The sequence below is a fragment of the Christiangramia sp. LLG6405-1 genome, from assembly GCF_045055805.1.
Classification (GTDB): Bacteria; Bacteroidota; Bacteroidia; order Flavobacteriales; family Flavobacteriaceae; genus Christiangramia.
In genome coordinates this window covers 2,854,525-2,878,264 of the sequence record NZ_CP159330.1, presented here as the reverse complement: position 1 = coordinate 2,878,264, position 23,740 = coordinate 2,854,525, and the positions used below count along the sequence as shown (strand labels likewise).

The 23,740-nt window shown below is 39.0% G+C and carries 17 protein-coding genes; 3 read left to right on the top strand and 14 right to left on the bottom strand.

The window, feature by feature from the left end:
- Nucleotide 1 precedes the first annotated feature (1 nt).
- Entirely contained in the window at nt 2–925 is a 924-nt protein-coding gene (locus ABVM50_RS13215; protein WP_405198990.1) for a GyrI-like domain-containing protein, read from the top strand.
- On the opposite strand, the gene ABVM50_RS13210 is transcribed toward ABVM50_RS13215, so the two are convergent.
- The gene (locus ABVM50_RS13210) at nt 900–1,802 is read right to left on the bottom strand and encodes a diacylglycerol/lipid kinase family protein (protein WP_405198989.1); all 903 of its coding nucleotides are present in this window, start codon (nt 1,800–1,802) and stop codon (nt 900–902) included. The genes ABVM50_RS13215 and ABVM50_RS13210 overlap by 26 nt on opposite strands.
- Nucleotides 1,803–1,873: 71 nt before the next feature.
- On the opposite strand from ABVM50_RS13210, the gene ABVM50_RS13205 reads away from it, so the two are divergent.
- The gene (locus tag ABVM50_RS13205) at nt 1,874–2,839 is read left to right on the top strand and encodes an App1 family protein (protein ID WP_405198988.1); all 966 of its coding nucleotides are present in this window, start codon (nt 1,874–1,876) and stop codon (nt 2,837–2,839) included.
- Nucleotides 2,840–2,884: 45 nt separating this feature from the next.
- Here ABVM50_RS13205 and ABVM50_RS13200 read toward each other — a convergent pair whose 3' ends face one another.
- The 6 genes from ABVM50_RS13200 to ABVM50_RS13175 form a co-directional block, all read right to left on the bottom strand.
- Nucleotides 2,885–6,106: a VPS10 domain-containing protein gene (locus tag ABVM50_RS13200; protein WP_405198987.1), complete on the bottom strand. Its 3,222-nt coding sequence runs from the start codon at nt 6,104–6,106 to the stop codon at nt 2,885–2,887.
- Nucleotides 6,107–6,209: 103 nt separating this feature from the next.
- Nucleotides 6,210–7,133 carry a PRC-barrel domain-containing protein gene (locus ABVM50_RS13195; RefSeq protein WP_405198985.1) on the bottom strand — a complete coding sequence of 308 codons (924 nt, stop codon included), beginning with the start codon at nt 7,131–7,133 and terminating at the stop codon, nt 6,210–6,212.
- A gap of 10 nt (nt 7,134–7,143) precedes the next feature.
- Complete coding sequence (locus ABVM50_RS13190) at nt 7,144–7,335, bottom strand: hypothetical protein (RefSeq protein ID WP_405198984.1); 192 nt, start codon at nt 7,333–7,335, stop codon at nt 7,144–7,146.
- Between the two features lie 147 nt (nt 7,336–7,482).
- A complete protein-coding gene (locus ABVM50_RS13185) occupies nt 7,483–8,805 on the bottom strand; it encodes a M28 family metallopeptidase (protein WP_405200711.1) in 1,323 nt (440 codons plus the stop codon).
- A gap of 139 nt (nt 8,806–8,944) precedes the next feature.
- A complete protein-coding gene (locus ABVM50_RS13180; RefSeq protein ID WP_141877937.1) occupies nt 8,945–9,229 on the bottom strand; it encodes a YtxH domain-containing protein in 285 nt (94 codons plus the stop codon).
- Between the two features lie 137 nt (nt 9,230–9,366).
- The gene (locus ABVM50_RS13175) at nt 9,367–11,580 is read right to left on the bottom strand and encodes a bifunctional alpha,alpha-trehalose-phosphate synthase (UDP-forming)/trehalose-phosphatase (protein WP_405198983.1); all 2,214 of its coding nucleotides are present in this window, start codon (nt 11,578–11,580) and stop codon (nt 9,367–9,369) included.
- 95 nt (nt 11,581–11,675) lie between these two features.
- On the opposite strand from ABVM50_RS13175, the gene ABVM50_RS13170 reads away from it, so the two are divergent.
- Entirely contained in the window at nt 11,676–13,472 is a 1,797-nt protein-coding gene (locus ABVM50_RS13170) for a glycoside hydrolase family 15 protein (RefSeq protein WP_405198982.1), read from the top strand.
- Here ABVM50_RS13170 and ABVM50_RS13165 read toward each other — a convergent pair.
- The 7 genes from ABVM50_RS13165 to ABVM50_RS13135 form a co-directional block, all read right to left on the bottom strand.
- A complete protein-coding gene (locus ABVM50_RS13165) occupies nt 13,469–14,518 on the bottom strand; it encodes a mechanosensitive ion channel family protein (RefSeq protein ID WP_405198981.1) in 1,050 nt (349 codons plus the stop codon). The genes ABVM50_RS13170 and ABVM50_RS13165 overlap by 4 nt on opposite strands.
- Nucleotides 14,519–14,598: 80 nt before the next feature.
- Nucleotides 14,599–16,428 carry a mechanosensitive ion channel family protein gene (locus ABVM50_RS13160; RefSeq protein ID WP_405198979.1) on the bottom strand — a complete coding sequence of 610 codons (1,830 nt, stop codon included), beginning with the start codon at nt 16,426–16,428 and terminating at the stop codon, nt 14,599–14,601.
- Nucleotides 16,429–16,513: 85 nt separating this feature from the next.
- Nucleotides 16,514–17,572, bottom strand: a complete 1,059-nt coding sequence (locus ABVM50_RS13155; RefSeq protein ID WP_405198978.1) for a zinc metalloprotease — start codon at nt 17,570–17,572, stop codon at nt 16,514–16,516.
- Between the two features lie 155 nt (nt 17,573–17,727).
- The gene (locus ABVM50_RS13150) at nt 17,728–19,536 is read right to left on the bottom strand and encodes an acyl-CoA dehydrogenase family protein (protein ID WP_405198977.1); all 1,809 of its coding nucleotides are present in this window, start codon (nt 19,534–19,536) and stop codon (nt 17,728–17,730) included.
- A gap of 44 nt (nt 19,537–19,580) precedes the next feature.
- On the bottom strand, nt 19,581–20,768 hold the full coding sequence (locus ABVM50_RS13145) for an acetyl-CoA C-acyltransferase (RefSeq protein ID WP_405198976.1): 1,188 nt from the start codon (nt 20,766–20,768) through the stop codon (nt 19,581–19,583).
- A 36-nt stretch (nt 20,769–20,804) separates the two neighbouring features.
- Nucleotides 20,805–23,210 carry a 3-hydroxyacyl-CoA dehydrogenase NAD-binding domain-containing protein gene (locus ABVM50_RS13140; protein ID WP_405198975.1) on the bottom strand — a complete coding sequence of 802 codons (2,406 nt, stop codon included), beginning with the start codon at nt 23,208–23,210 and terminating at the stop codon, nt 20,805–20,807.
- A 49-nt stretch (nt 23,211–23,259) separates the two neighbouring features.
- Complete coding sequence (locus tag ABVM50_RS13135) at nt 23,260–23,715, bottom strand: MarR family winged helix-turn-helix transcriptional regulator (protein WP_295179317.1); 456 nt, start codon at nt 23,713–23,715, stop codon at nt 23,260–23,262.
- Between the last annotated feature and the right edge of the window lie 25 nt (nt 23,716–23,740).

Here is a 23,740-nt window from a genome sequence, read left to right as displayed (position 1 = left end):
TATGATCAAGAAGTTTATTACTATCCTGCTGGGTGTTTTACTCCTTAGCCTGGTGTGGTTTTTATTCATAAAAGAATATGATTACCAGTTTAGATTTCAGGCAAATCATTCGCCTGCTATGGTTCAGCAAGAACTTAAAAACATAGAAAGTTATAGCATTTTTGAAAGTGAACCGACAGTCTTGTATCAGAAAACTGAGGGATATGACGCACTAAAACAAACCCTACAATTTGGCGATCAGGAACTTGAGCTTCTGTGGGAGCTGGAAAATCAGGCAGATACAGTTACCGGTATTTCTGTAAATGTAGCATCGGGTAAGAATATTCAAAACAGACTGACTATATTAAATCCATTTTCTGAAAGTGAATATATTGATAGCCTCGAAAATTCGTTTCTCAAATTTGGTAAAAAGCTTCTAAAAAAACAGGCGTCTTATAATGTGCAGGTAGTAGACAGTATTATATATTCCCCGGTACTGGATTGTATTTGCAAACCTGCTGAAGGTATCAGGGTTGAAAACAAGGCAATGCAAATGGTCAGGGATATTACTTATCTCGAAGACTTTCAGATCGCTAACAAATTAAAACTGACCGGATATCCATTTGTTAAGATCCAGTCCTGGAATCAGGAGGCTGGGACTATTGATTATGATTTTTGTTTCCCGGTAAATCTTGCCCAGGATATAAGACCCAATACATTTATAGAATTTCAGCAATTTCCAGCTACTACATCTTTGAAAGCGATCTATAATGGAAATTATAGAAGCTCAGATCTCGCCTGGCACCAATTGCTTTCTGAAGCTAAAAACAGGGATCTCAAGACAAGTAATTTACCGCTGGAGATCTTCTGGAACAACCCTAAAACTGGTGGAGAAGCATTAAGCTGGAAAGCCGAGATCTTTATGCCTGTGGAGCCTGGGAATTAAATTCTGCCGGTACCACAACCTTTAGCTTTTCCTCCATAATACTTATTTTTACTTCGGAATTTTCTCCTTTGAACTCTCCGTCAATCTGAAATGCTACGGGCGTTTTACAGGTGATCTTCACTTCTCTAGCCTGAAAAATTTCAACAACATCTGAATTAACATCGGTTTCGTTGCGTACTGTTTTAATGATCTCTGCCAGGTCTAGTTTTCTGTAAATAATGATCTCAAACTTGCCGTCGTCCATCTTCCCGTTGGGATTAATATTGGCCCCAGTACCATACTTGTTTGCATTCGCAATAGCGAGAAGCGCACCGCTGGTTTCACGTTTTTTAAAATTTGTTTCTACTTCAAATTCAAAAGGATATTCGCTTTTTAAAAGTGTTGGAAGTGATTGTAATAGATACCCAAATTTCCCTCGAAATCTGGATTCTTCATAATTCTGAATTAGTTCAGCATTTATACCAAGATCACTGAGATGAAGACAGATATCATCATTAATGTTTAGCAGATCCATTTTAAAAATAGTGTCACCAAAGGCAATTTTCACCTGTTCTTCAAGAGATTCAGGGATTCCAAAATTTGTAGCTAATCCATTTGCAGATCCTGCGGGAATAATCCCCAAGGGAATGCCATAGCTTTTGATCGCTTTAGCTACCAGGTTAATGGTTCCATCACCACCTATCGCAATGATCCTTTCAATCTTGAGCGAATCCAAACGATCCTGAATTTTCTCAACGTCCTCCTCTCCAGTAGTAGCGAAAAGATGTATAGTAATTTGATGAGTATTTGCGTATTCACGTGCCTGCTGGATAATCTGTTTTTTGTCCAGATCACCAGAAATAGGGTTCACTATCAATAAAACTTGGTTAAAATTCATGTGCCATTGGTTGAATTACTTTTAAAATTAAGTATTTTGAAACGGAAGTGATTTTAAAAAAAGGCCAAATTTTGAAGCTTGATCTTAAACTTTATCGGGGTTATGTAAATGAAGAAGAACTAGTAGTTTTTGGACATCTGTTCCAGTCCTGGGCTCCAGATAAGTATAGTGTTGACAGAAGGGGAATTAAGCATGCTTATGCTTTACTTCACAAATTCCGTATTGAACCGCTTCCTAATTATGAAGTTCATTTAAAATTCCAGGATTTGGAGGTTAAAACTAAAACTCAGGATGATGGATATTTTAGATTTACCGTACCCTATGACTCTAACATAGAGCCAGGATGGCACGAGTATGAAGTTACCTGTAATACAGGTGAGTTTGGAATGATCGAAAAAGGAGAGCTATTAAAACCACATCCAGGTAAACTTGCGATCATTTCAGATATTGATGATACTTTCCTTGTTTCGCACAGTAGTAAGTTCTTCAAAAAGATTTACGTAATGCTTTCGAAGAATATTAATAATCGTAAAATATTTGAAGAGGTAAAGGATCATTATCATAAACTAAGCAGGGCGGGTAGAGAAGAACATAATTCGTTTAATTCATTTTTCTATGTGTCTTCCAGCGAATGGAATCTGTACGACTTTATTGATGAATTCGCACGGCTGCATGATCTTCCCAAAGCTGTGATCAAATTAAAGCAGATCAAGACCGGACTAATGGACTTCATTAAAACGGGTAGGGGAGATCACGATCATAAGTTTGTAAAGATCAAAGATATTATATCATTTTATCCACATCTGGAATACGTTCTTTTAGGTGATGACTCTCAACATGATCCTTTTTTATACGAACGTATCTGCAAAACATTTCCAAGGAATATTAGAGCGATCTACATTCGGCAGACTTCCAGATCTCCAAAAAAAGCGGTTCAGAAAGTGTTAGCCAATATTGAAAGTATGGATGTAAAAACCTGTTATTTCCAGGACAGTAAGACGGCGATCAATCATTCTGAAAAGATCGGAATCATTTAGAGAATGATAAAAAAAAGCCCTTCCGGAGAAGAGCTTTTAATCAGTTTATTCTATCTGAAATATTCGGGTTTCTTTAAAAACCGACATTTCTATTTGTTTCATTTCTGCTTTAAAATCTGGCCATTCTTCCTGATAGAATTCGTTCGTTTTGTTTATTGCTGACTGAAGTTCTTCCCACGCCTGTTCCATAAGAATTTCTTCAGTTTTTGTAATACCATTCTGTCTGGAACTTACATAACTGGATGCTGTACCAAGTCTGGTCATCACTGTATTTTCTCTGTTTCTTGTGATTCCCTGTCTATCATCAACTTTCCCCAGAAAGAGCGCGATATGTTCCTCCAGCCTTTTGGTGATGGAATCTACACTCTTTAATGCCGACCTCCTTTCTGAAGTATCTTCCAAATTTTGTTTGAGATCTTCAGCGAAAATTTCTGCTGTGTTCTTACTCTGCACCAATTGATTTACTGCATCTGCAGCGGTTTGCTGCCATTTTTCGATCTTCTCACCAGCTTCATAAACTTCAGCAATACTTTCTTCTGAAACCTCCAGACGAGGATCTGTTTTTACCTCTATCATTTCTTCGGAAGTTTCTCCGTCAAAACTCATTGCGAGTCGGTAATCCCCCGGTTTCACAGCAACCCCGCCCGGTTCTCTCTTAGATTCTCTTATAGTTCTTGATGGTCTGTCGGCTCCTTTTTCATCCAGATACCACCTCATAGTGTAAATTCCAGTGCTATCCGGCGCCTTTTGCTTCAAAGTTCTTATCAAACGTTCTGCGTCGTAGATTTTCAGACTTATACTGTCAGAATCAGTTTCTTTATTTTTCTCCTCATCTTCAGTATTATCTTCTGAATCATTCTCATTTTCAACTTTATTTTCCTCTTCCGAAGAATCGATTTTAATAAAGTAAGAGATTGGTGCTCCCTGTTCACGATTTTCACCCTGATAGACCGCATCACCACCAAATCTACTCCCAGTTGGTTGCTGTGTAGCATTGTGATAGGCAATAGGCGGTTCAAATAAGGTAAGTTTATTGTCTACGATCGTATTTGCTCCGGCAAGTTTTCTAAAAGGGCTAATATCATCAAGGACCCATGCTGCACGACCAAATGTTCCGATTACCAGATCATGCTCACGTGGATGTATCACCAAATCCTTCACTGAAACTGTAGGAAAACCATGGGTGTATTTCTCCCAGTTCTTACCTGCATCAAGTGAAATATATAGTCCGTCATCTGTTCCAAGAAATAACAGATTTTCTTCTTCCGGGTCTTCTACAATGCTAAGTGCATAGCTCTCTGTATCGTCGTTACTAACAATTCGCTCCCAGCTTTTTCCATAATTTCTGGTTCTATACGCATAAGGCTCATAATTAAATCTTCGGTAATCATTTGCGACTAGCAGTGCCTCGCCTTTTCGCTTGTTGCTGGCTTTGATCTGTACGATCCAGCTTCCTTCCGGTAGTTTTGGTAAGTTGTTGGATATATCTGTCCAGTTCGTACCACCATCACGGGTATAGTGAACTTTCCCATCATCTGTTCCAACCCACAACATATCTTCTTCTAAAGATGATGGCTCGATTACCAAAATGGTGGTAAAATTTTCAGCTCCGGTGGCGTCCATGGTGAGTCCACCACTTTCAGTTTGTTTCTGCTTTTCAGGATCATTGGTGGTTAGGTCTGGTGAGATGATCTTCCAGGTTAATCCTTTATCTGTGCTTTTGTGAACAAATTGACTTCCGAAGTAAATAGTATTATTACTGAACGGATCAATATTTATAGCTGAATTCCAGTTAAATCGAAGTTCTACATCAGGATCTGGATGCGTAGGTCTAACCGAATAGTTATTTCCAGTTTTATGATCGTATCTGCTAACATATCCCTGCTGACTCATACTCCAGCCATACCTGCTGTCGTCTGGATCTGGAACGACATCAAAACCATCTCCAAAGCTAATTTCCTGCCAGTAAGAATTTCGGATTCCCTGTGCCTTCCAGACATAAGCGGGACCTCTCCAACTTCCATTATCCTGCATTCCACCATAGACATTATATGGAAATTCATTATCCACAGCAATATGATAAAATTGAGCAACAGGAAGATTGGCTACAAATCTCCAGCTTTTTCCACGATCTTGAGAAATATTGAGTCCGCCATCATTCCCGTCCATTAGGAAACTTCCATCTTCCGGATGAATCCAGAAGGCGTGATGATCTGGATGTATACCATTGTCTACGCCATAGGCAGGCATCAATTCTTTAAAACTGTTACCTCCATCTTCAGAAACATTCACATAAGTAAAAACGGAATACAAACGATTCTCATTCTGAGGATCTACAAACAGATCTGAATAATAAAATGGTCGGTTTCCAATTTCATCCTTATCGTTGATCATTTTCCAGCTAAACCCTCCATCTTCAGATTTGTAAAGAGCATTCTTTTTAGATTCAACCAGAGCATATATAATATTGGAATCTGAAGCTGCGATCGCAAGTCCGATTCTTCCCAGATTACCTTTGGGAAGTCCGTCTTTTTCTGCTTTCTTCTTCCAGGTCTTCCCACCATCGAAGGTTATGTAAAGTCCGGAGCCTTCACCACCCGATTTAAAAAACCAGGGATCTCTTTTATGCTCCCACATAGCCGCGACCAGCTTATTGGGATTATTTGGATCCATCACCAGGTCTGCAGCACCTGAAAGACTATTGGTATACAGAATTTTGCTCCAGGATTCTCCACCATCGGTAGTTTTATAAACTCCTCTCTCTTCGTGAGCACCCCAGGGAGAACCAATTGCTGCTGCATAAACTATATCAGGATTATCTGGATGTATGATAACACGGTGAATATGACGGGTCTTTTCAAGTCCCATACTATTCCATGTTCTTCCACCGTCAAGACTTTTATAAATCCCGTAGCCACCATTCAGGCTATTTCTGGGATTACCTTCACCAGTTCCAACCCAGATAACCGAAGGATTTGATTGTTGCACTGCAACAGCCCCTATAGAAGCAGTAACTTCATTATCAAAGATAGGTTCCCATTTAATACCTGCACTGGTAGATTTCCATAATCCGCCAGATGCTGTCCCGGCGTACATAATATCTGGATCGCTGGTAACCACATCTATGGAAGTTACACGTCCACTCATTCCAGCAGGGCCTATATTTCGTGGAGTTTTATTTTTAAAAAGTTCAAGATCGAAGTTCTGTGCAGTAAGATTGGTAGTAATTATTAAAGCAAAAAGCTTTAACAGGTAGGAATATCTCATGAAAATGTTCAAATTTTTGAATATGATCTCAAGTTAGCAATTTTCTCTCAATCAAAATTTAAACACAAATCAAAAAAAAGGGACTTTTTAAAGTCCCTTTGTATTATTTTCTTCTGTTGAATTCCCTACGATTATAAAAATCTTCAGAATCATCTAAATTCCTGTCGTCATGCTGCCAGTGCTGATCTTCGTCGATTGACTTTTCAGGTTTGAATCCTGTATGCTTATCGTGAAAATCCTGGGAACGATGGTGGTCATCTATAGGTTTTCTAGAATCGTTTGAAGATCGCCCGGAATAGGAATCATCCTGCGATTTCGTGTGTTTCGAAGTATTTACCTCTTCACCAACCTTACGATCCAAAAATTGACGGTCGTCCCGGCCGGTATCAATCCTTGTATCTACCGCAGCTTTGCGGTCTTTCGAAGAATACTGCATATTCTCGCGTTCTCTTTCTACTCTTCTCTCCTCTTCGGAAAGCTTATCATATCCATGATCGCGATTTTCATTTATTATGGACTCATCTAAACTAGATCTGTTACGATCAGTGTTTTCGGTCGTTTGCAACTCATCATGATTATTATGATCTCTGTCTCTGTTGTAGGATCCCAACACATGATGTTCATAGTTTCTACTGATATCTGTACCTGATCGATAACGCTTGGTCTCGGCGAAAGTCTGATAGTCTATACCATCTGTAAATACGTATTTATCTTTAGCGTTGATATCAATTAGTCCAATAGGAATAATGATATGATTTTCACCCTCTTTGTTGATGAACTCCTTAAACTCACTTTGGTGTTGAGTGGAGTAGGGGTCATGGTTCCTGTCAATAATGTCCTGTTCTACCTGAACATCTACATAGACAACTCTTCCCAATTCTTTGTTTACTAAGAGGTTGTCTACTTTTCCTATTGTCTTTTTATCTCGATCCAGTAGCTTCCATCCACGAATATCATGATCATGATTGTCTACTTTGTATCCTTTTAACTGGCTTAAATGCACCAGGCGTTTTTCTGTTGTACTCATAACTAAAATTTTAACTCAGGAGGTTAGTGTTTACATCAGAGCTCTCATGTATCAACGTGATATCATCAGTCTCATCAATTTCATTATCATCGTTTTCAGCCATACTTCCGTAGAAATATAAGAACGCAATAATTGCGAGGATAATCACTAAAAGAATCCACGGCCAAACTGGTTTTTTCTTCCTAATTTTTATTTCTGCCATACTGTTGATTTTTTGGTTATTCTAAAGTACTACGGAGTAGTGCCAAAAAGATTTAAGTATTGTGTAAAGTATTGTTAATTAGAAACAACGCATCAAAAAAGCCAGGACTGTTGCCCTGGCTTTCTAATTATAGTTCTAGATTATAATTTATCTAAAGGTTCCACTAGGGAAAACAACCAAACTTTCATGGCCATTCTTACCAACCGCAGCAACTCCAAACAGGTAATTATCTATTACAATTCCCTCTAAAGTAAACGCTGTGATATCCCCTACAAACCTGGAATATTGCCATTGTGGTGAAGTAGTGTCTCGCCAATAGATCTTATAACCAGCGATCTCACCATCAACTGCATCCCATTTTAACTTCGTATCTGGTTCAACAATTCCACCAATTTCAACTTTTTCAGGTGCTGGTGGCGCCCAGGCCAGAGCAGCAAGGTTGATAGCATTTACCGCTGTTAATTTCTCAGCATAGTCAAAATTCACTCCGGCTACCACATCACCGTACTCTATACCATTCTCCGTTCGAATATCCTGGTGTTGCCTGTTATAGTTCTCATGAGCTTCCATGATACGAACGCCAGCAAAACCAAGATCATTGAAAGGTCTGTGATGACCACCACGGCCAAATCTATCCAGTCTGTAGATCATCATTGGGTTCATTTCTGGCATATAGGTCTCAACATTCGAATGTATATATCTTGCCAGTTGTCGTGAGATTCCATCAACTTCACCACCATAGAATCTTCTCATTCTTCTTTCGTTTTCTGTTTCGGTAGGTGGAACTGGTTCAGAAAAGATTCGGAAACTTCGATTGTCAATCACTCCATCTACACCTTCAATATTTCCGATCATATCATTGTTAAGAATACCAATAATATCCCAGCCTTCTTTTTTTGCATATTCGGCCAGACCTTTACCACCAAAAAGACCTTGTTCTTCTCCAGATAAACCTACATAGATGATACTGCTTTCAAAATCATATTTGGATAAGACTCTTGCGGCTTCCATGGTTCCAGCCATTCCGCTGGCATTATCGTTCGCTCCGGGAGCGTCTGTAGTGAAATCCATGGTATCGCCATTCCTTGAATCAATATCACCACTCATTATTACGTAACGGTTAGGATACTTGCTCCCTTTCTGGATAGCAACTACGTTTACTACCCACGCTTCCTTAGGAATTCTTTGTCCGTCATCTGGAGTTACGTAATCTTTCTGATAAAATACATCTAGGCAATTGTTGCAATCCCCAGAGATCCTATCGAATTCAGATTTTATCCAACGTCTGGCAGCGCCAATTCCACGAGTTTCAGATACTGTGTCGCTAAATGTGTTTCGTGTACCAAAATCCGCGAGTTTTCGAATATCGTTTTCGATCCGATCTGCACTTACATTCTGAATGATCTCGTAGATCTTCTCATCTGTGTCCTGAGCTTCAGAAGTATAAGATATGGTGCATAGACCTAGCATTAGAATAGCAGTTTTAAAGGTAGTTCTCATCATAAATGGAAATTTCTTTTAAAAATAGGGAAGTTATTTAACTCTATAAAATAAGAAAGCTCCGGTAACACCGGAGCTTTGACTTATTGATCTTTATGATCCAAAAAAATTAGGCTTGCATTTCGTGCATTTCTGCTTTAGCCTGGTTGATCTTTTCTTCAGACTTATTGCTAGCAAAACCAGCTTTAGTCTTAGATTTAAGAGCTTCCATTTTGTGGTTTAGAGAATCTGTAAAATCGTTGATTCCTCTGTTAGCGTCTTTGATATAACTGTTACTTGTATCAGCAATAGTTTTTCTCGTTTCTGTTCCTTTTTTCGGTGCGTATAGTAATCCTAGTACTGCTCCTGCAGCTGCTCCTGATACTAGTCCTAATAATAATTTTCCTGCTTTCATAATATTTGGTTTTAAATTGGTTCGATTTAAATTCAGGGGCTAAATTAAATAGAAATTGAACCTATGCCATTTTCTGCTAGTTAATGTATAATTAAATTTTCGATAGTATTCATAAATATTTTAACAACATAAAATGATCAGCTATTTTCACGGAAATTTTCTAGCAAGGTGCGAACTTTCGGTGTGCCTTCCACATAGTACCTGGCACTTGTTTTTTTAATGCCCACTTTAACGGTAACGCTATCTTCCGGAAGATCTTCAAACATATATTCATCTGTCCAGTCGTCGCCAATGGCGAAAATGAAATCGTAATCTTTTCCTACCAGTTTCTTTGTAGATGCCTTTCCTTTATTCACGCCGCTGCTTTTAATCTCCAGCACTTTATTTCCTTCCAGCACACTTAGTCCACGATTGGAAATAAGCTCCTTTAAAGTTGTACTCAATTCATTGGCACGAATCTCTCCTAGTTCAGGATCCGCTTTTCTGTAATGCCACGCCAGAGAATAATTCTTTTCTTCTATGAATGTACCTGGTGTTCTATCCACAAAATTTTCGATCACTGGACGAACTGCATCCATCCACTCGCTTTTCACATTTTCTGAAAGTTCCCATTCTCCATCAATCTGTCTCATCCAGACTCCATGTTCAGAGATTAGTTCTACCGGTACATCTTTCCACCAGGTTCCTAAAGTGTCTTTATCTCGACCACTTATTAATATGACATCTGTTTTATCATCGGCATTAAGATCACGTATAAGTTCTTTAAGGTCGGCATCAGGGCGGGCATTCTCTGGTTTGTCTGTAAAGTTTACTAGTGTTCCGTCATAATCAATGAATAAAATTCTTCTATCGGCCTGCTGAAATTTAGTCATGATTTCCTGTGAAATTTCAGAATTAATCTTAATAGACTGGAAAGAATCTCTATTTTCTTTTGTAGATCTAAGAGACTTCATAAAATCACCTGCCCATTTTTCTACACTATATCGTCTTAATCGTTTCTGAAGCATTTTATTTCTTTCGATCTGTTCTTCCTTTGGCATTTCGAAAGCGGTTTTCAGTGCTTCGGCCACCTGCTCGAAATTATTAGGATTAATGATCAGCGCTTCATTCATCTCATGGGCAGCTCCGGCCATTTCACTAAGGATCAGAACTCCTGTATGATCTGTTCGCGTGGCGATATATTCCTTAGCTACCAAATTCATTCCATCACGTATTGGTGTTAGTAAGGCGATCTCACAGGTCGTATAAAGGTCGATCAGGTTTTCGAACGGCATGGAACGATAGAAATACCAGATAGGTGTCCAGCTCACGGTAGAGAATTTCCCATTGATACGTCCAACCAATTCATCAATTTCCCGTTTCAGTCTTCTATATTGAGGCACATTCGATCTTGAAGGCACAGCCAGCATGACCAGCCGCACTTTTTCTATATATTCAGGGTTCTTGTCCAGGAAGTATTCGTAAGCTCTTATACGGTGTGCAATACCTTTTGTGTAATCCAGTCTGTCTATACTAAGGATCAACTTAGCATCTGGTGTAGATTCTAAATGATGATCCAGTCTTTTCTGTAATTCAGACTGGTCTGCGGAAGTACTTTCGTAATGATCAAGTGCAGCCTGCTCGAACTTTTTATAATCGATACCCATAGGGAAAGAATCTACTTTAACGATCCTGTCTGGAAGGGTGATCTGGTTAAAATCTACCTGGTGTCGCAGAATACGGCTAACAGAACTTAAAAAATGTCTTTCATAATCATAAGTGTGAAAACCAATAAGATCAGCCCCAAGCATTCCCTGTAAAACTTCATCTCTCCACGGAAGCGTTCTAAAAACTTCATAAGATGGGAAAGGGATATGATTGAAGAATCCAATGATAGCATCTGGTGCCTGTTCTCTTACCATATTAGGAACCAGTAAAAGTTGATAATCATGAACCCAGATTACATCACCTTCTTTATAATGTTTCAGTATTTCATCTGCATACTTTTGATTTACTTCCTTATAAGTATGCCAGTAATCATCGTCAGATTCGGTGTACTCCATAAAATAATGGAATAGAGGCCAGATGGTACGATTACTAAAGCCATAATAAAAGCCGTCGATCTCATTAGCATTCAGATGGACGGCTACACAATTCTCTTCACGGGCTTTTTGCTGAACATCATCCTTCAGATTTTTGGGAATTTCTTCTTCAGTCATTCCTGGCCATCCAATCCAGATACTGTCTCCATCTTTATGAAATGATTTTAAGCCGGTTGCGAGTCCTCCCACACTAGGTGTCACTTCGAGATGATCTTCAGAAATAGAAATTTGCAATGGTAAGCGGTTGGAAATAATGATTGTTTTGCTCATAATTAATTATAAATGCCGTGGTCGCGAAATTGATTTTTATTAAATTTCCGAAAATCATTTAAGACAGCCATTGATTTATAAGATTTTTAAGATATATGGATAATCTCGACTACGGAATAATAAGTAATTGTAAAAGTGCAGCTTTAATCTCCAAAACAGGCTCCCTGGATTGGTGCTGTATGCCAAATTTTAACTCCTCGGCAGTTTTCGCAAAAATACTTGATGATGAAATTGGAGGAAGTTTTGAAATACTGATCGGCGACGATTATAATGTGAAGCAAGAATATCTTTGGGAAACTAATATCTTAAGTACGGTGTTCGATAATGGAACTGATGCCTTTCAGCTAATAGATTTTATGCCCAGGTATCCTCGTGAAGATGGATCTTATTATGCGCCGCCAGATGTTATTAGATTCTTCAGACTAATGAAAGGTGAACCAAAATTCAGAATCAAATATGATCCGAAACTGGATTTTGCAAGAGAAAAAACCTATAACGAGAATAAGGGTGATTATATAAAGAGCTTCACCAAGGAAGGTAAATACGATTCTGCTTATCTATATTCAAGTTTAAACCTGAATGATATCCTGGAACAAAAGGAGATCACATTAACCGGAAATGCATATTGCCTGGTCGGTTATCATGAAAAACTGGTAGAACAGACCCTGGACAGATCTTATTTGAAATTCCAGAGAACAAAAGTTTACTGGATGAACTGGGCAGATAATACAACCAGATATACCCATTACGGGCAGGAGATCATGAGAAGTGCGCTTGTACTTAAAGCATTGAGCTATAAAAAGTCTGGTGCTGTACTAGCCGCTGCGACTACAAGTTTGCCTGAAACAATAGGTGAGGAGCGAAACTGGGATTACCGTTTTTGCTGGATTCGTGATGCATCGATGGTGATTAAAGTGATGGCAGGTCTGGGACATATTAAATCTGCCAAGGATTTCCTTCAATTTATTATAGATATTATTCCGCATAAAGATGAGAAGATCCAGATCATGTACGGGATCAACGGTGAAAAGGAATTAACAGAACATATTTTAAGTCATTTAAAGGGCTATGAAGGATCCAGTCCCGTTCGTACTGGGAATGCAGCGTATATCCAAAAGCAGAACGATATCTACGGAATTTTGATGGAAGTGATCTATCAGCAATTCCTCATGTTCGAAACTTCGCTTGAAAATTCTGAAGCATTGTGGACCGTGGTTCGTGGTATTGTCATGATCGTGGAAGAAAACTGGAAGAAACCAGATAAAGGTATCTGGGAGCTTCGTACAGAAGACAGGCACTTTGTATTTTCAAAATTACTTTGCTGGGTAGCCGTAGACAGAGCTATAAAGATTGGTGAGGTTCTAAGAATGGGAATCAACGATACCAAATGGATCGCACTAAGAGAAGAAATTTACCAGGATATCTATGAGAATGGCTGGAACGAGGAAAAACAGGCTTATACTCAATCCTATGGTTCGGCAGATCTTGATGCATCAACACTATTAATGCAACCTTACGGTTTTATTGAAGCAGATGATCCAAGATTCGTAAGCACAGTCCAGGCTACTGAACGGGAACTTTGCGAAGATGGCCTTATGTATAGATATAAGAATAATGATGATTTTGGAAAACCAACCTCGTCATTTACGATCTGTACCTTTTGGCTAATTGATAGTCTTTATAAAATTGGAGAGAAGAAGAAAGCAAAGGAAATGTTTGATCAGTTATTATCTTATAGTAACCATTTAGGTTTATTTAGTGAGGATATCGATTTTAAAACCAAACGCCTACTCGGGAACTTTCCACAGGCTTATTCTCATTTAGCACTTATTGAAACAGCTGCGAATTTCTCAAAAGGAATTTCTGCAGAAAATGCCTTATTTCAGGATTAATTTAATTCCTGATCTTTTTCTATACTTACCCGGGCCTTCGGAAGATGTCCTGGGTAATTCTTTTGTATGAAATCCAGTAATTTTTCTCGCAAGTAGACACGAAGATCCCATGCCGTAGGAGAATTTCTTGCACTTACCAATATTCTTAACTCCACGGTCTTTTCCGAAGTATTTGTAACCTGAAGCACATTAACATTACCGTCCCAGAGAGAAGTGTTGTTTAATAACCTTGTAAGCTCTTCCCGAAGCGGTTCTAAAGGCAGACCATAATCAGCATAAATAAATACTGTTCCCAATATATCTGCGGAACTTCTTGTCCAGTTCTGGAAGGTTTTTTCAATAAAGTATGTTGTGGGAACTACCAGTCTTCTTTTGTCCCAAACCCGAACCACCACATAGGTAAGATTTATCTCTTCGATCCAACCCCATTCACCTTCAACGATCACGACATCATCCAGGCGGATTGGCTGAGTTATGGCGATCTGTATACCTGCGAGTAAAGTAGCAATAGCCTTTTGTGCAGCAAGACCAATAATGATTCCGGCAATACCTGCTGAGGTCAATACACTAATTCCGACAGAACGTATACTTTCAAAACTCATCAAAGCAATTCCAACGGCAAGTATTACGATAATGAAAATGACAATATTCTCAAGGATCATGTACTGGGTGTAAACCTTTCTGGCTTTGAGATTATCATCACTAGCCATATCGTACTTCTTGAGCATTCTTTTTTTAACTACTCTAAACAATAAGATTAGAAACCAGGCTATACTTAGAATAATACCTATTGTACTTAGGTGACCAACAATTTCATAGGTGGCTTCAAACCTGAAAATTTTACTGATGATCGCTATTCTGGCAATAATAGAGGCTAGAAAGATCAATAAAGGCAACCGAATCTTATGAGCAAAATTAACCGGAAGTATATTGGTTGGGTTTTTACCAAGTTTCCTGATGATATAGAATGCCAGACCGAAACTTATCATTAAAATGACAAGCGCTGAAACGAGGTATAGAAGTCCGCTTTTTTCCAATTCGAGCATAATTCAGGTTTAGATATTCTAAATTTAAAATATTGAAAGCTAAGTTGCTTCAGGTTTGCAGAAGATTAACCTATAACGTTTTAGCCCTTTTTATCCTCTTTGAAATCTTCCTTAGATTCTTCTGAATATTTATCGTCCAGTGCAACGCGCTCCCGTTTTAAGTAAATTCCGTCTTCCAGTTCACTGATGTATCGCATAATATTTTCTCGAAGCTCACAATGCAGTGTCCATGCAGTTGGAAAATCTTTGGCACTTACCAGGCATCTCAATTTGAGGTAATTGTGATCCATTCCAGATGCTTCTACTAGTGGCGATCTCTCCTCATCACCATCCCAGTCATCTGATGCTTTCAATAATTCTGTAAACTTCTCACGTACTTTTTGAACGTCTACCCGATGATCTACAAATAGCTCGATCTCCATAATGTTCTGTGGATTAGACATGGAAAGATTCTCAAAACTTTCAGTAATAACATCAGATAGAGGTATGACCAATCTCCTTAATTTAAAGGTGTTAACAACCATATAAGTAAATGTGATGTCTTCCACAAACCCATATTCACCTTCAATAATCACTGCATCACCAATTTTAGCGGGACGAGTAAGTGCAATTTGAACACCGGCGATAATATTACCTAACGTACTCTGGGCTGCAATACCAACTACTACTGTAGCGATTCCTGCGGAAGCCATTAAAGATATACCGAGTTGTTCAAGAGATGGAAATTGTGAGAATATGACTGAAGCACCAATAATTACGATTATAAAAATAAATATTCTTCTACCTACCGAAATATAGGTCATCAGGCTTTTCGCTTTGCTATCTTCTTCGGTTCTCACATCGCCTACTTTTTCCACAGCAAAGAAGTCCATGACATAGTCAATTACGCGCATGATCAACCAGGTGAAAATCGATATAAGCACAATTAAAATAAAAGTGTAAATACCTTTTGCAAGGGATCCGGTAAATGAAATCAGGTTATTGAGCAATAAATAGAAAGCCAGGATTCCAATAGCAGCGCCTGCAGGTGATGCCAATCTATAGGCAATATTCCGGATCCAGTATCGATCCACACCCGAAAATGCTTTTCTTATGATAGCGCTGACTCCTTTTGCGATTAGGTAGCAGATGAGAATGAGTAACAGGGTTCCTACAACTTTCCAGATAGGTATTCCTAAAACTTCAAAACTAATCCATTCAGGAATCATTCTATCCAGTTTTCTTGGACCATAGGCCGTATAAAGAGGTTCCGTATTTTCTACTGTTTGTGAAGAAATTAGCCAGATTGGATGTTCATCTTTGTACTTCACCCGTTGAACCCTGAAAGTAATATCACGATTGTCCAGGGTAGTAGTACCAAATAATAGACTTCTTCTGGGTTTTCCAGCTACAGCCTTATTTGTTGAGGTACTAACATCAATTTGTCCATCGGGACGATCAGGAAGACCATCCCACCCAATAGAAATTCGTTGTTCAAGAACGAAATGTAGTTTTTCCGCAAGTATCGCTGCATCTGCTTTTGAAATATTATCGGGCAATAAATTAAAATTCATTGCATACAAAGCTTCTTCGTAATTGTTGTTTCTGGCCTGTATTATAAAATGTTCCAGAGCTGCTTGAGGGGATTGCAGATTTATAGTGTTAGGAGGGAAGCCAATACCATCATTCCATTGTTGGGTCTGGTAGTAGGCATCTGCATACTCTCCAATGTCATTAGTAGCGACAGCGGCTGAGTCGCTAAGGACGGTTGCCTTACTGGGCAATTCCTGGTCTTTGGATTTTTTGTTTTCTGATTCCTGTTGGAATGCAAAAGCCGTTTGTTGTAAAAATAAAATGGAAATACATAGCCACAAGTGGCGTAAGGAGCGGTTCATGAGTAATTTCTTTGGTCGGTCAACTAAGATACTCAAATTTAGATTTTAAAAAAGAAAGGCTGGCTGGTAAAGGAAAAAAGCCACCTAAAAGGTGGCCTTAGGTGGTTATAATTTTGGTTGATTAGTTTACGAAACCAGTTCTTGGTCCTCCACTAGCGAAAACTGTTCTCATACGAGCTTTCTGACCTTCAGAGAACATATACATACAAGCATCATTAGTGTAATCCATGTAGTTCATAGTCATATCTGTAGATCTACAGTTAACAGTAGGGTAAGACGGACAGCTGTAGTTTGGTCCATCAGAAGAAGGAGTATCTGCAACGAAATCATCTTGTCTACATCTTCCATCACCCCAGATGTGACGTAGGTTTAGGTAATGTCCTACTTCGTGAGTAGCTGTTCTACCTTTGTTAAATGGAGCTGCAACATATCCAGTTGTTCCGAAATACTGAGGAGAAATTACTACACCATCAGTTGAAGCTGGTCCACCAGGGAATTGTGCATATCCAAGGATACCACCACCAATGTTACAAATCCAGATGTTTAGAGTATTAGAAGGAGAGGTTGGAGGGTAAGCATATTTCATTGCATCACTAGTTCCCCATTCAGATCTTGAATCACTGTATCTGTTTACTCCTGCAAGAGTAAAACTGATTTCTGAATCTGCAACTAATCCAGCAAATTCGCTAGGAACATTACCTGCATCATTATTGGAAGCTCTAAAGTCATCATTTAAAACCGAAATCTGAGAGTTGATCTGAGCATCAGAAATATTTTCCTGAGAGTTACTGTAAATAACATGAACTACAACAGGAATATCTACAATTCCAAGATTATCACCTACTGGTGGCTCAGTGGTTCCGCCACCATCACCAGATCCTGGTTTACCTTTGCCGTTTCCATTCTTAGCCAGAATAGACCGAGTATTTTGTTCTACATCGTACATTTTCTTGTGTAGCCCTGGATTCTGGTTCAATAAACGATTAAGGTTTCTCATAGAGTAACACTTCGTTTTGTCATCTTCAGTCTTTTTGCCGTCTGCCTCAGCATCTGTGTAAAGATAAAAATCACTCATGTCTACCTGAGCTACTTCCTGGTCAACACTGTTTTCTGTAGGATCTTGCTCACAAGAAGCAAATAGGAAGGCCACAGCGGCCATTCCAAGAAAAACTTTCTTCATAATGTTAAGTTATTGTTTGGTTTAGAGCCAATATATTTAAATATTTAAAAACAATTAACGATAACTAAGGGAATTTATAACATTATTGAAACAATTAGTATAAAAATAAAAAAACCACCCTTTCGGGTGGTTTTTCTCAGTTTAAAAGAATGTTTCTAAAAACAGTATTTATTTTCAGAAGTTAATTTCTCTGCGATCGTATTCCGAAGTGCCACAATATTAGGCAGGTTCGTATATTTAGTATATCTCTTAAGACCCATGAGCATCATACGTTGCTCGTCTCCTTCAGCAAAAGAAGCAATTCCCTCTTTAGCCTTAGTATTCACAGTATCTACTGCATGGTAGAGATAAAGTTTTGCCATGGCAATCTGTTCCTTCTGGTTATCTACTCCAAATCTCTTGGCATTTTTCTCTGCTCTAAGAATTCCAGATTCAGCCATATACACTTCTATTAGAATATCTGATGCAGCTAATAATAATTGCTGATGTTCTTCTAATTGTGGACCGAATTTCTGTACGGCACTACCTGCAACCATCAAGAAAACCTTTTTCAGTTTACCGATCATTTCCTTCTCTTCAGCGAACAGTTCAGAATAATCTGGTTTGTCCATGGAAGGAATTCCAGTAAGCTCATCTGCTACTTTCGTTGCTGGTCCTAGTAGGTCAACATGTCCTTTCATTGCTTTCTTTACCAACATTCCTACAGATAACATCCTGTTGATCTCGTTGGTTCCTTCGTAGATTCGAGCAATTCTGGCATCTCTCCAGGCAGACTCCATTGGAGTATCTGCAGAGAATCCCATTCCACCAAATACCTGGATACCTTCATCAGCACAATTCTGAACATCTTCTGAACATGCAACCTTCAGAATAGAACATTCGATCGCGTATTCCTCAACACCTTTAAGTTCAGCATCTGCATGAGAACTACCTTCTTCCAATCTAATATTGATACGGTCTTCGATATTCTTAGCCGCACGATAAGACGCTGCTTCACCAACATATGCTGAAGTAGCCATTTCTGCAAGCTTAGATTTTATAGCTCCGAATTTAGCAATGGGAGTATTGAACTGAACTCTATCATTTGCGTATTTAACTGAAAGATCTGTTACACGACGCTGTGCATCTAAAGAAGCTGCAGCAAGTTTAATACGACCTACATTTAACGCGTTCATAGCTATCTTAAAACCATTTCCACGGTCTGAAAGCATATTCTCTACTGGCACCTTGGTTTCATTAAAGAAAACCTGACGGGTAGAGGAAGAGTGAATTCCTAATTTCTTTTCTTCCTCTCCAAAGCTAATCCCATTACCTTCTTCGTTCTCTACGATAAAACCGGTAATGTTTTTGTCATCTTCAATTCTGGTAAAAACGATGAATACATCTGCAAAACCAGCATTGGAGATCCACATTTTCTGTCCGCTTATAGAATATGACTTTCCATCTTCTGTAAGGACAGCTTTGGTTTTTCCTGAATTTGCATCAGATCCTGCACCTGGTTCAGTAAGACAGTAAGCTCCAAACCACTCACCAGTAGCTAATTTTGGTACGTATTTTTTCTTCTGTTCTTCGTTACCATATAAGGTGATTGGCATTGTTCCAATCCCAGTATGCGCTCCAAAAGCTGTAGCCACAGATCCTGTAGCTCCAGAGATATAGTCACAAACAAGCATCGTAGAAACGAAGCCCATCCCTAAACCATCATACTCTTCAGGCACCGCAACACCTAGAAAACCTAGTTCTCCGGCTTTGCGCATTACCTCTTCAGTTAAAGCATAATTTTTCTTTTCAAATTCTTCTTTATGAGGCCAGATCTCGCGCTCTACAAATTCCTGAACGGAATCACGCATCATTTTCTGTTCCTCATTAAAATCTTCCGGCGTGAAAACGTCTTCACTTTTAGTTTCCTTTACAAGAAACTGACCACCGCGAAGAAGATCTTTTTTAGTTGTATCTGTACTCATTATAATTTTAATATTGACAGTAAACCTGCCTGTTAGTTAATTTACTAGTTTAAAAATTCGAAAACTCCGGCAGCTCCCTGTCCCGTTCCAACGCACATTGTTACCATACAATGCTTGTTCTTAAGGTCACGCTTACGCATTTCATCAAATATCTGGACTGAAAGTTTTGCTCCAGTACATCCCAGTGGGTGTCCCATCGAGATTGCACCACCATTCACATTTAGTTTTTCTTTATTCAGTCCGAGTTCCCGAATTACAGCAAGTGACTGCGAAGCAAATGCCTCGTTCAATTCGATAAGCTCCAAATCATCCTGTTTCAAGCCAGCTTGTTTTAAAGCCTTCGGAATAGCATGAACCGGTCCAATACCCATAATTCTGGGTTCAACACCCACTGCGGAATAGCTTACCATTCTTGCTATAGGCTCAAGATTCAGTTCCTTAACCATGTCTTCGCTCATTACCATTACGAAGGCAGCACCATCACTCATTTGCGACGAGTTTCCGGCAGTAACACTTCCACCTTCAGCAAAAACAGGTCTCAATTTATTCAGAACTTCTACAGAAGTATCCTTTCTAGGACCTTCATCTTTATTTACGGTATAAGACCTTGTCTTCTTTTTACCATCTTCCACATAAGTCTCATCGATGGTAATTGGAACTATCTGATCCTGAAAACGATCCTCTTGCTGAGCTTTGATAGCTTTCTGGTGAGAATCGTATGCAAACTGATCCTGATCTTCTCGAGAAACATTGTATTTATTCGCTACCGCTTCCGCAGTAAGACCCATTCCCCAGTAATAATCTTCATTACCTGCTTTCGCAACCTCATAATCTGGCACCGGCTTATAACCTCCCATTGGGATATAACTCATGCTTTCTGCACCACCGGCGATCACGCAATCTGCCATTCCCATCTGGATCTTAGCCGTGGCAATAGAGATTGTTTCCAATCCTGAGGCACAGTATCTATTCACGGTCATACCCGGAACGTCTTCGATCTTTAATCCCATCAAGGAAATTAATCTACCTACGTTCAATCCCTGTTCTGCTTCTGGCATAGCATTACCAACCATGACATCATCGATACGAGTCTTGTCAAAATCTGGCAACTTATCCATCATATACTGGATGGTTTCTGCAGCAAGTTCATCAGGTCTTTTGAATCTAAAAACACCTCTGGGAGCTTTCCCAACTGCTGTTCTGTATGCTTTAACTATATATGCTGTTTTCATTTTATACTTTTTAATTGTTAGAACTTGACTTCCTGCTTAGTTTCTCAAAGGTTTTCCTTTTTTCAACATATGCTGAAGGCGTTCCAGCGTTTTTCTCTCCCCGGTTAAGGATAGGAATGCTTCCCTTTCAAGATCAAGTAAATATTGTTCGCTTACCATCTGGCTGGATGATAAATCTCCACCGGCCATTACATAGGCCAGTTTGTTTGCGATCTTGTGATCATGCTCGCTAATGTATTTCCCTGCAGCCATCTGGTCTGTTCCAACCATAAATGCTCCAAGTGCCTGCTTACCTAACACCTTGATGTCTGTACGTTTGATTGGCATGGTATAACCATTTTCTGCCATCAATAACGCATGTTTCTTAGCGATCGCCAATTGTCTGTCTGGATTGATCACTACAATATCTTTTCCTTTCTGAAGAATATTAAGATCAAATGCTTCATATGCTGAAGTAGATACTTTTGCCATTCCGATTGCAAGGAAATTTTCTCTTAGTCGGTTTAATTCCACATCATCCTTCTCATAAGTATCAGAAGCACGAAGCGTCATTTCCTTGGTTCCACCACCACCTGGTATTACTCCAACACCAAATTCTACAAGCCCAGTATAGGTTTCTGCCGCAGCGACAACTTTATCGGCATGAAGTGAAAGCTCACATCCACCACCAAGTGTCATACCGTGCGGAGCAGCTACTGTTGGAATAGAGGAGTAGCGCATTCTCATCATGGTATCCTGGAAATACTTGATCGCCATGTTTAATTCTTCGTATTCCTGCTCTACTGCCATCATGAAGATCATTCCAATATTCGCTCCTACAGAAAAGTTCTTTCCATCATTAGCGACTACAAGACCCTGATAATCCTTCTCAGCGATATCTATAGCCTTATTTATTCCATCAAGAACATCACCTCCAATAGAATTCATTTTACTTCTGAATTCAACATTAAGGATTCCGTCACCAAGATCTTCCACTACAACTCCGCTGTTCTTGAATACTTCTTTAGATTCTCGAATATTATCAAGAATTATAAATGAATCCTGACCAGGAACTTTAGTTTGCTTCTTGTCATCGATGTTATAATAGTAAGTATTACCATCTTTCACACTGTAGAAGCTTTTGCTTCCATTTTCCAGCATTTCACTTACCCAGGCTGCAGGTTCATAACCTTCAGCTTTCATCATTTCAATACCTTTTTCAACACCTATAGCGTCCCAGATCTGGAATGGTCCATGTTCCCATCCAAAACCAGCTTTCATGGCATCATCGATCTTGTATAGCTCATCTGAAATTTCAGGAATACGATTCGACACGTAAGCGAATAGTGCAGAGAAATTCTTTCTGTAAAAATCACCGGCTTTGTCTTTTCCTTTGATCAATACTTCGAAACGATCTGCTACATTATCTATAGACTTGGTCATTTCTAGGGTTGCAAAAGACGCACTTTTACGATCTCTATATTCCATGGTATCAAGATCCAGAGATTTGATCTCACTTGAACCATCTTTATTTATTATCTTTTTATAGAATCCCTGACCAGTTTTGCTTCCCAGCCATTTGTTCTCCATCATGGTGTCGATAAAACCTGGTAAAGCAAAAAGATCATGCTGCTCATCATTTGGAACATTCTCATGAAGTCCATTTGCAACATGCACTAAAGTATCTAAACCAACTACGTCTACCGTTCTAAAGGTTGCCGACTTCTGGCGTCCTATAACGGGACCAGTAAGCTTATCAACTTCTTCAATGGTCATTCCCATATCCTTCACGGTGTGGAATAAGCTCATAATAGAGAAGATACCAATTCTATTACCTATAAAGGCAGGAGTATCTTTTGCTAATACAGCATTTTTCCCAAGGAATTTTTCACCATACATTTTTAGGAATTCTAAAACTTCAGAAGAAGTTTCTTTTCCTGGAATGATCTCAAATAATCTTAAATATCTTGGTGGATTAAAGAAGTGAGTTCCGCAGAAATGCTTTTTAAAATCATCAGATCTTCCCTCGGTCATGAAATTGATAGGAATACCTGAAGTATTTGAAGTTATAAGAGTTCCTGGTTTTCTGTGCTTTTCAAGGTTTTCAAACACCTGCTTTTTGATGTCCAGACGTTCTACAACAACCTCAATGATCCAATCTACTTCAGAAACTTTTGAAATATCATCTTCAAGGTTTCCGGTAGTGATACGGTTAACGAAGTCCTTGTGATAAATTGGAGATGGTTTGGACTTTACCGAAGCTGTTAAAGCATCATTTACGATCCTGTTTCTAACCACCTTGTCATCCAGACTAAGACCTTTTTTCTGTTCTTTTTCATTGAGCTCACGGGGAACGATATCAAGTAGAAGTACTTCTACTCCAATATTTGCAAAATGACATGCAATACCACTTCCCATTATACCGGACCCAATAACTGCAACTTTATTAATCCTTCTTTTCATTATTTGATTTTTATGGTTCAAAAAAACCAAACCTGTTAGGCCTGGTTTATTATTGTTTTACACTAATTTCTTCAGTATATATTTTCTTCTCACTAATAAGACCAGTGATCGTGTTTGCCACCTGTATAAAAGTTTTAAGATCCTTATCGCTCACATTTTCTTTTACAGACTCATCGAATCTCAAAACTACTCGCTTGGAATAATCGCGCATTTCTTTTCCGAAATCTGTTAAATAGATAAGCACGCTACGTCCATCATGTGGATTACGTTTTCTTTCTATTAAACCTTTTTCTTCCATAGTTTTCAAAATTCGCGAAAGGCTGGTAGCTTCCATTCCCATTTTTGGACCCAAGGAGGTAGATGGAGTTCCATCTTCCGGATCTATACTCAATAAGGCAAAACCTGTAGCCATCGTACTTCCAGCCTTACCTGCTTCTTCATTATACATTTTAGAAACAGCCATCCAGGTGGCACGTAAAACATAATCTATGGTTTTCTCCTTCATGGGGGATTTTGGATTGATTCCAAAG

What these genes read in the sequence shown, in the direction of transcription:
- ABVM50_RS13175 (WP_405198983.1), bottom strand. Translation starts at nt 11,580, where the DNA reads ATGAGCAAAACAATCATTATTTCCAACCGCTTACCATTGCAAATTTCT.
- ABVM50_RS13185 (WP_405200711.1), bottom strand. Translation starts at nt 8,805, where the DNA reads ATGCTAGGTCTATGCACCATATCTTATACTTCTGAAGCTCAGGACACA.
- ABVM50_RS13150 (WP_405198977.1), bottom strand. Translation starts at nt 19,536, where the DNA reads ATGAGTACAGATACAACTAAAAAAGATCTTCTTCGCGGTGGTCAGTTT.
- ABVM50_RS13165 (WP_405198981.1), bottom strand. Translation starts at nt 14,518, where the DNA reads ATGCTCGAATTGGAAAAAAGCGGACTTCTATACCTCGTTTCAGCGCTT.
- ABVM50_RS13170 (WP_405198982.1), top strand. Translation starts at nt 11,676, where the DNA reads ATGGATAATCTCGACTACGGAATAATAAGTAATTGTAAAAGTGCAGCT.
- ABVM50_RS13155 (WP_405198978.1), bottom strand. Translation starts at nt 17,572, where the DNA reads ATGAAGAAAGTTTTTCTTGGAATGGCCGCTGTGGCCTTCCTATTTGCT.
- ABVM50_RS13215 (WP_405198990.1), top strand. Translation starts at nt 2, where the DNA reads ATGATCAAGAAGTTTATTACTATCCTGCTGGGTGTTTTACTCCTTAGC.
- ABVM50_RS13140 (WP_405198975.1), bottom strand. Translation starts at nt 23,210, where the DNA reads ATGAAAAGAAGGATTAATAAAGTTGCAGTTATTGGGTCCGGTATAATG.
- ABVM50_RS13190 (WP_405198984.1), bottom strand. Translation starts at nt 7,335, where the DNA reads ATGGCAGAAATAAAAATTAGGAAGAAAAAACCAGTTTGGCCGTGGATT.
- ABVM50_RS13135 (WP_295179317.1), bottom strand. Translation starts at nt 23,715, where the DNA reads ATGAAGGAGAAAACCATAGATTATGTTTTACGTGCCACCTGGATGGCT.
- ABVM50_RS13210 (WP_405198989.1), bottom strand. Translation starts at nt 1,802, where the DNA reads ATGAATTTTAACCAAGTTTTATTGATAGTGAACCCTATTTCTGGTGAT.
- ABVM50_RS13195 (WP_405198985.1), bottom strand. Translation starts at nt 7,133, where the DNA reads ATGAGTACAACAGAAAAACGCCTGGTGCATTTAAGCCAGTTAAAAGGA.
- ABVM50_RS13200 (WP_405198987.1), bottom strand. Translation starts at nt 6,106, where the DNA reads ATGAGATATTCCTACCTGTTAAAGCTTTTTGCTTTAATAATTACTACC.
- ABVM50_RS13145 (WP_405198976.1), bottom strand. Translation starts at nt 20,768, where the DNA reads ATGAAAACAGCATATATAGTTAAAGCATACAGAACAGCAGTTGGGAAA.
- ABVM50_RS13180 (WP_141877937.1), bottom strand. Translation starts at nt 9,229, where the DNA reads ATGAAAGCAGGAAAATTATTATTAGGACTAGTATCAGGAGCAGCTGCA.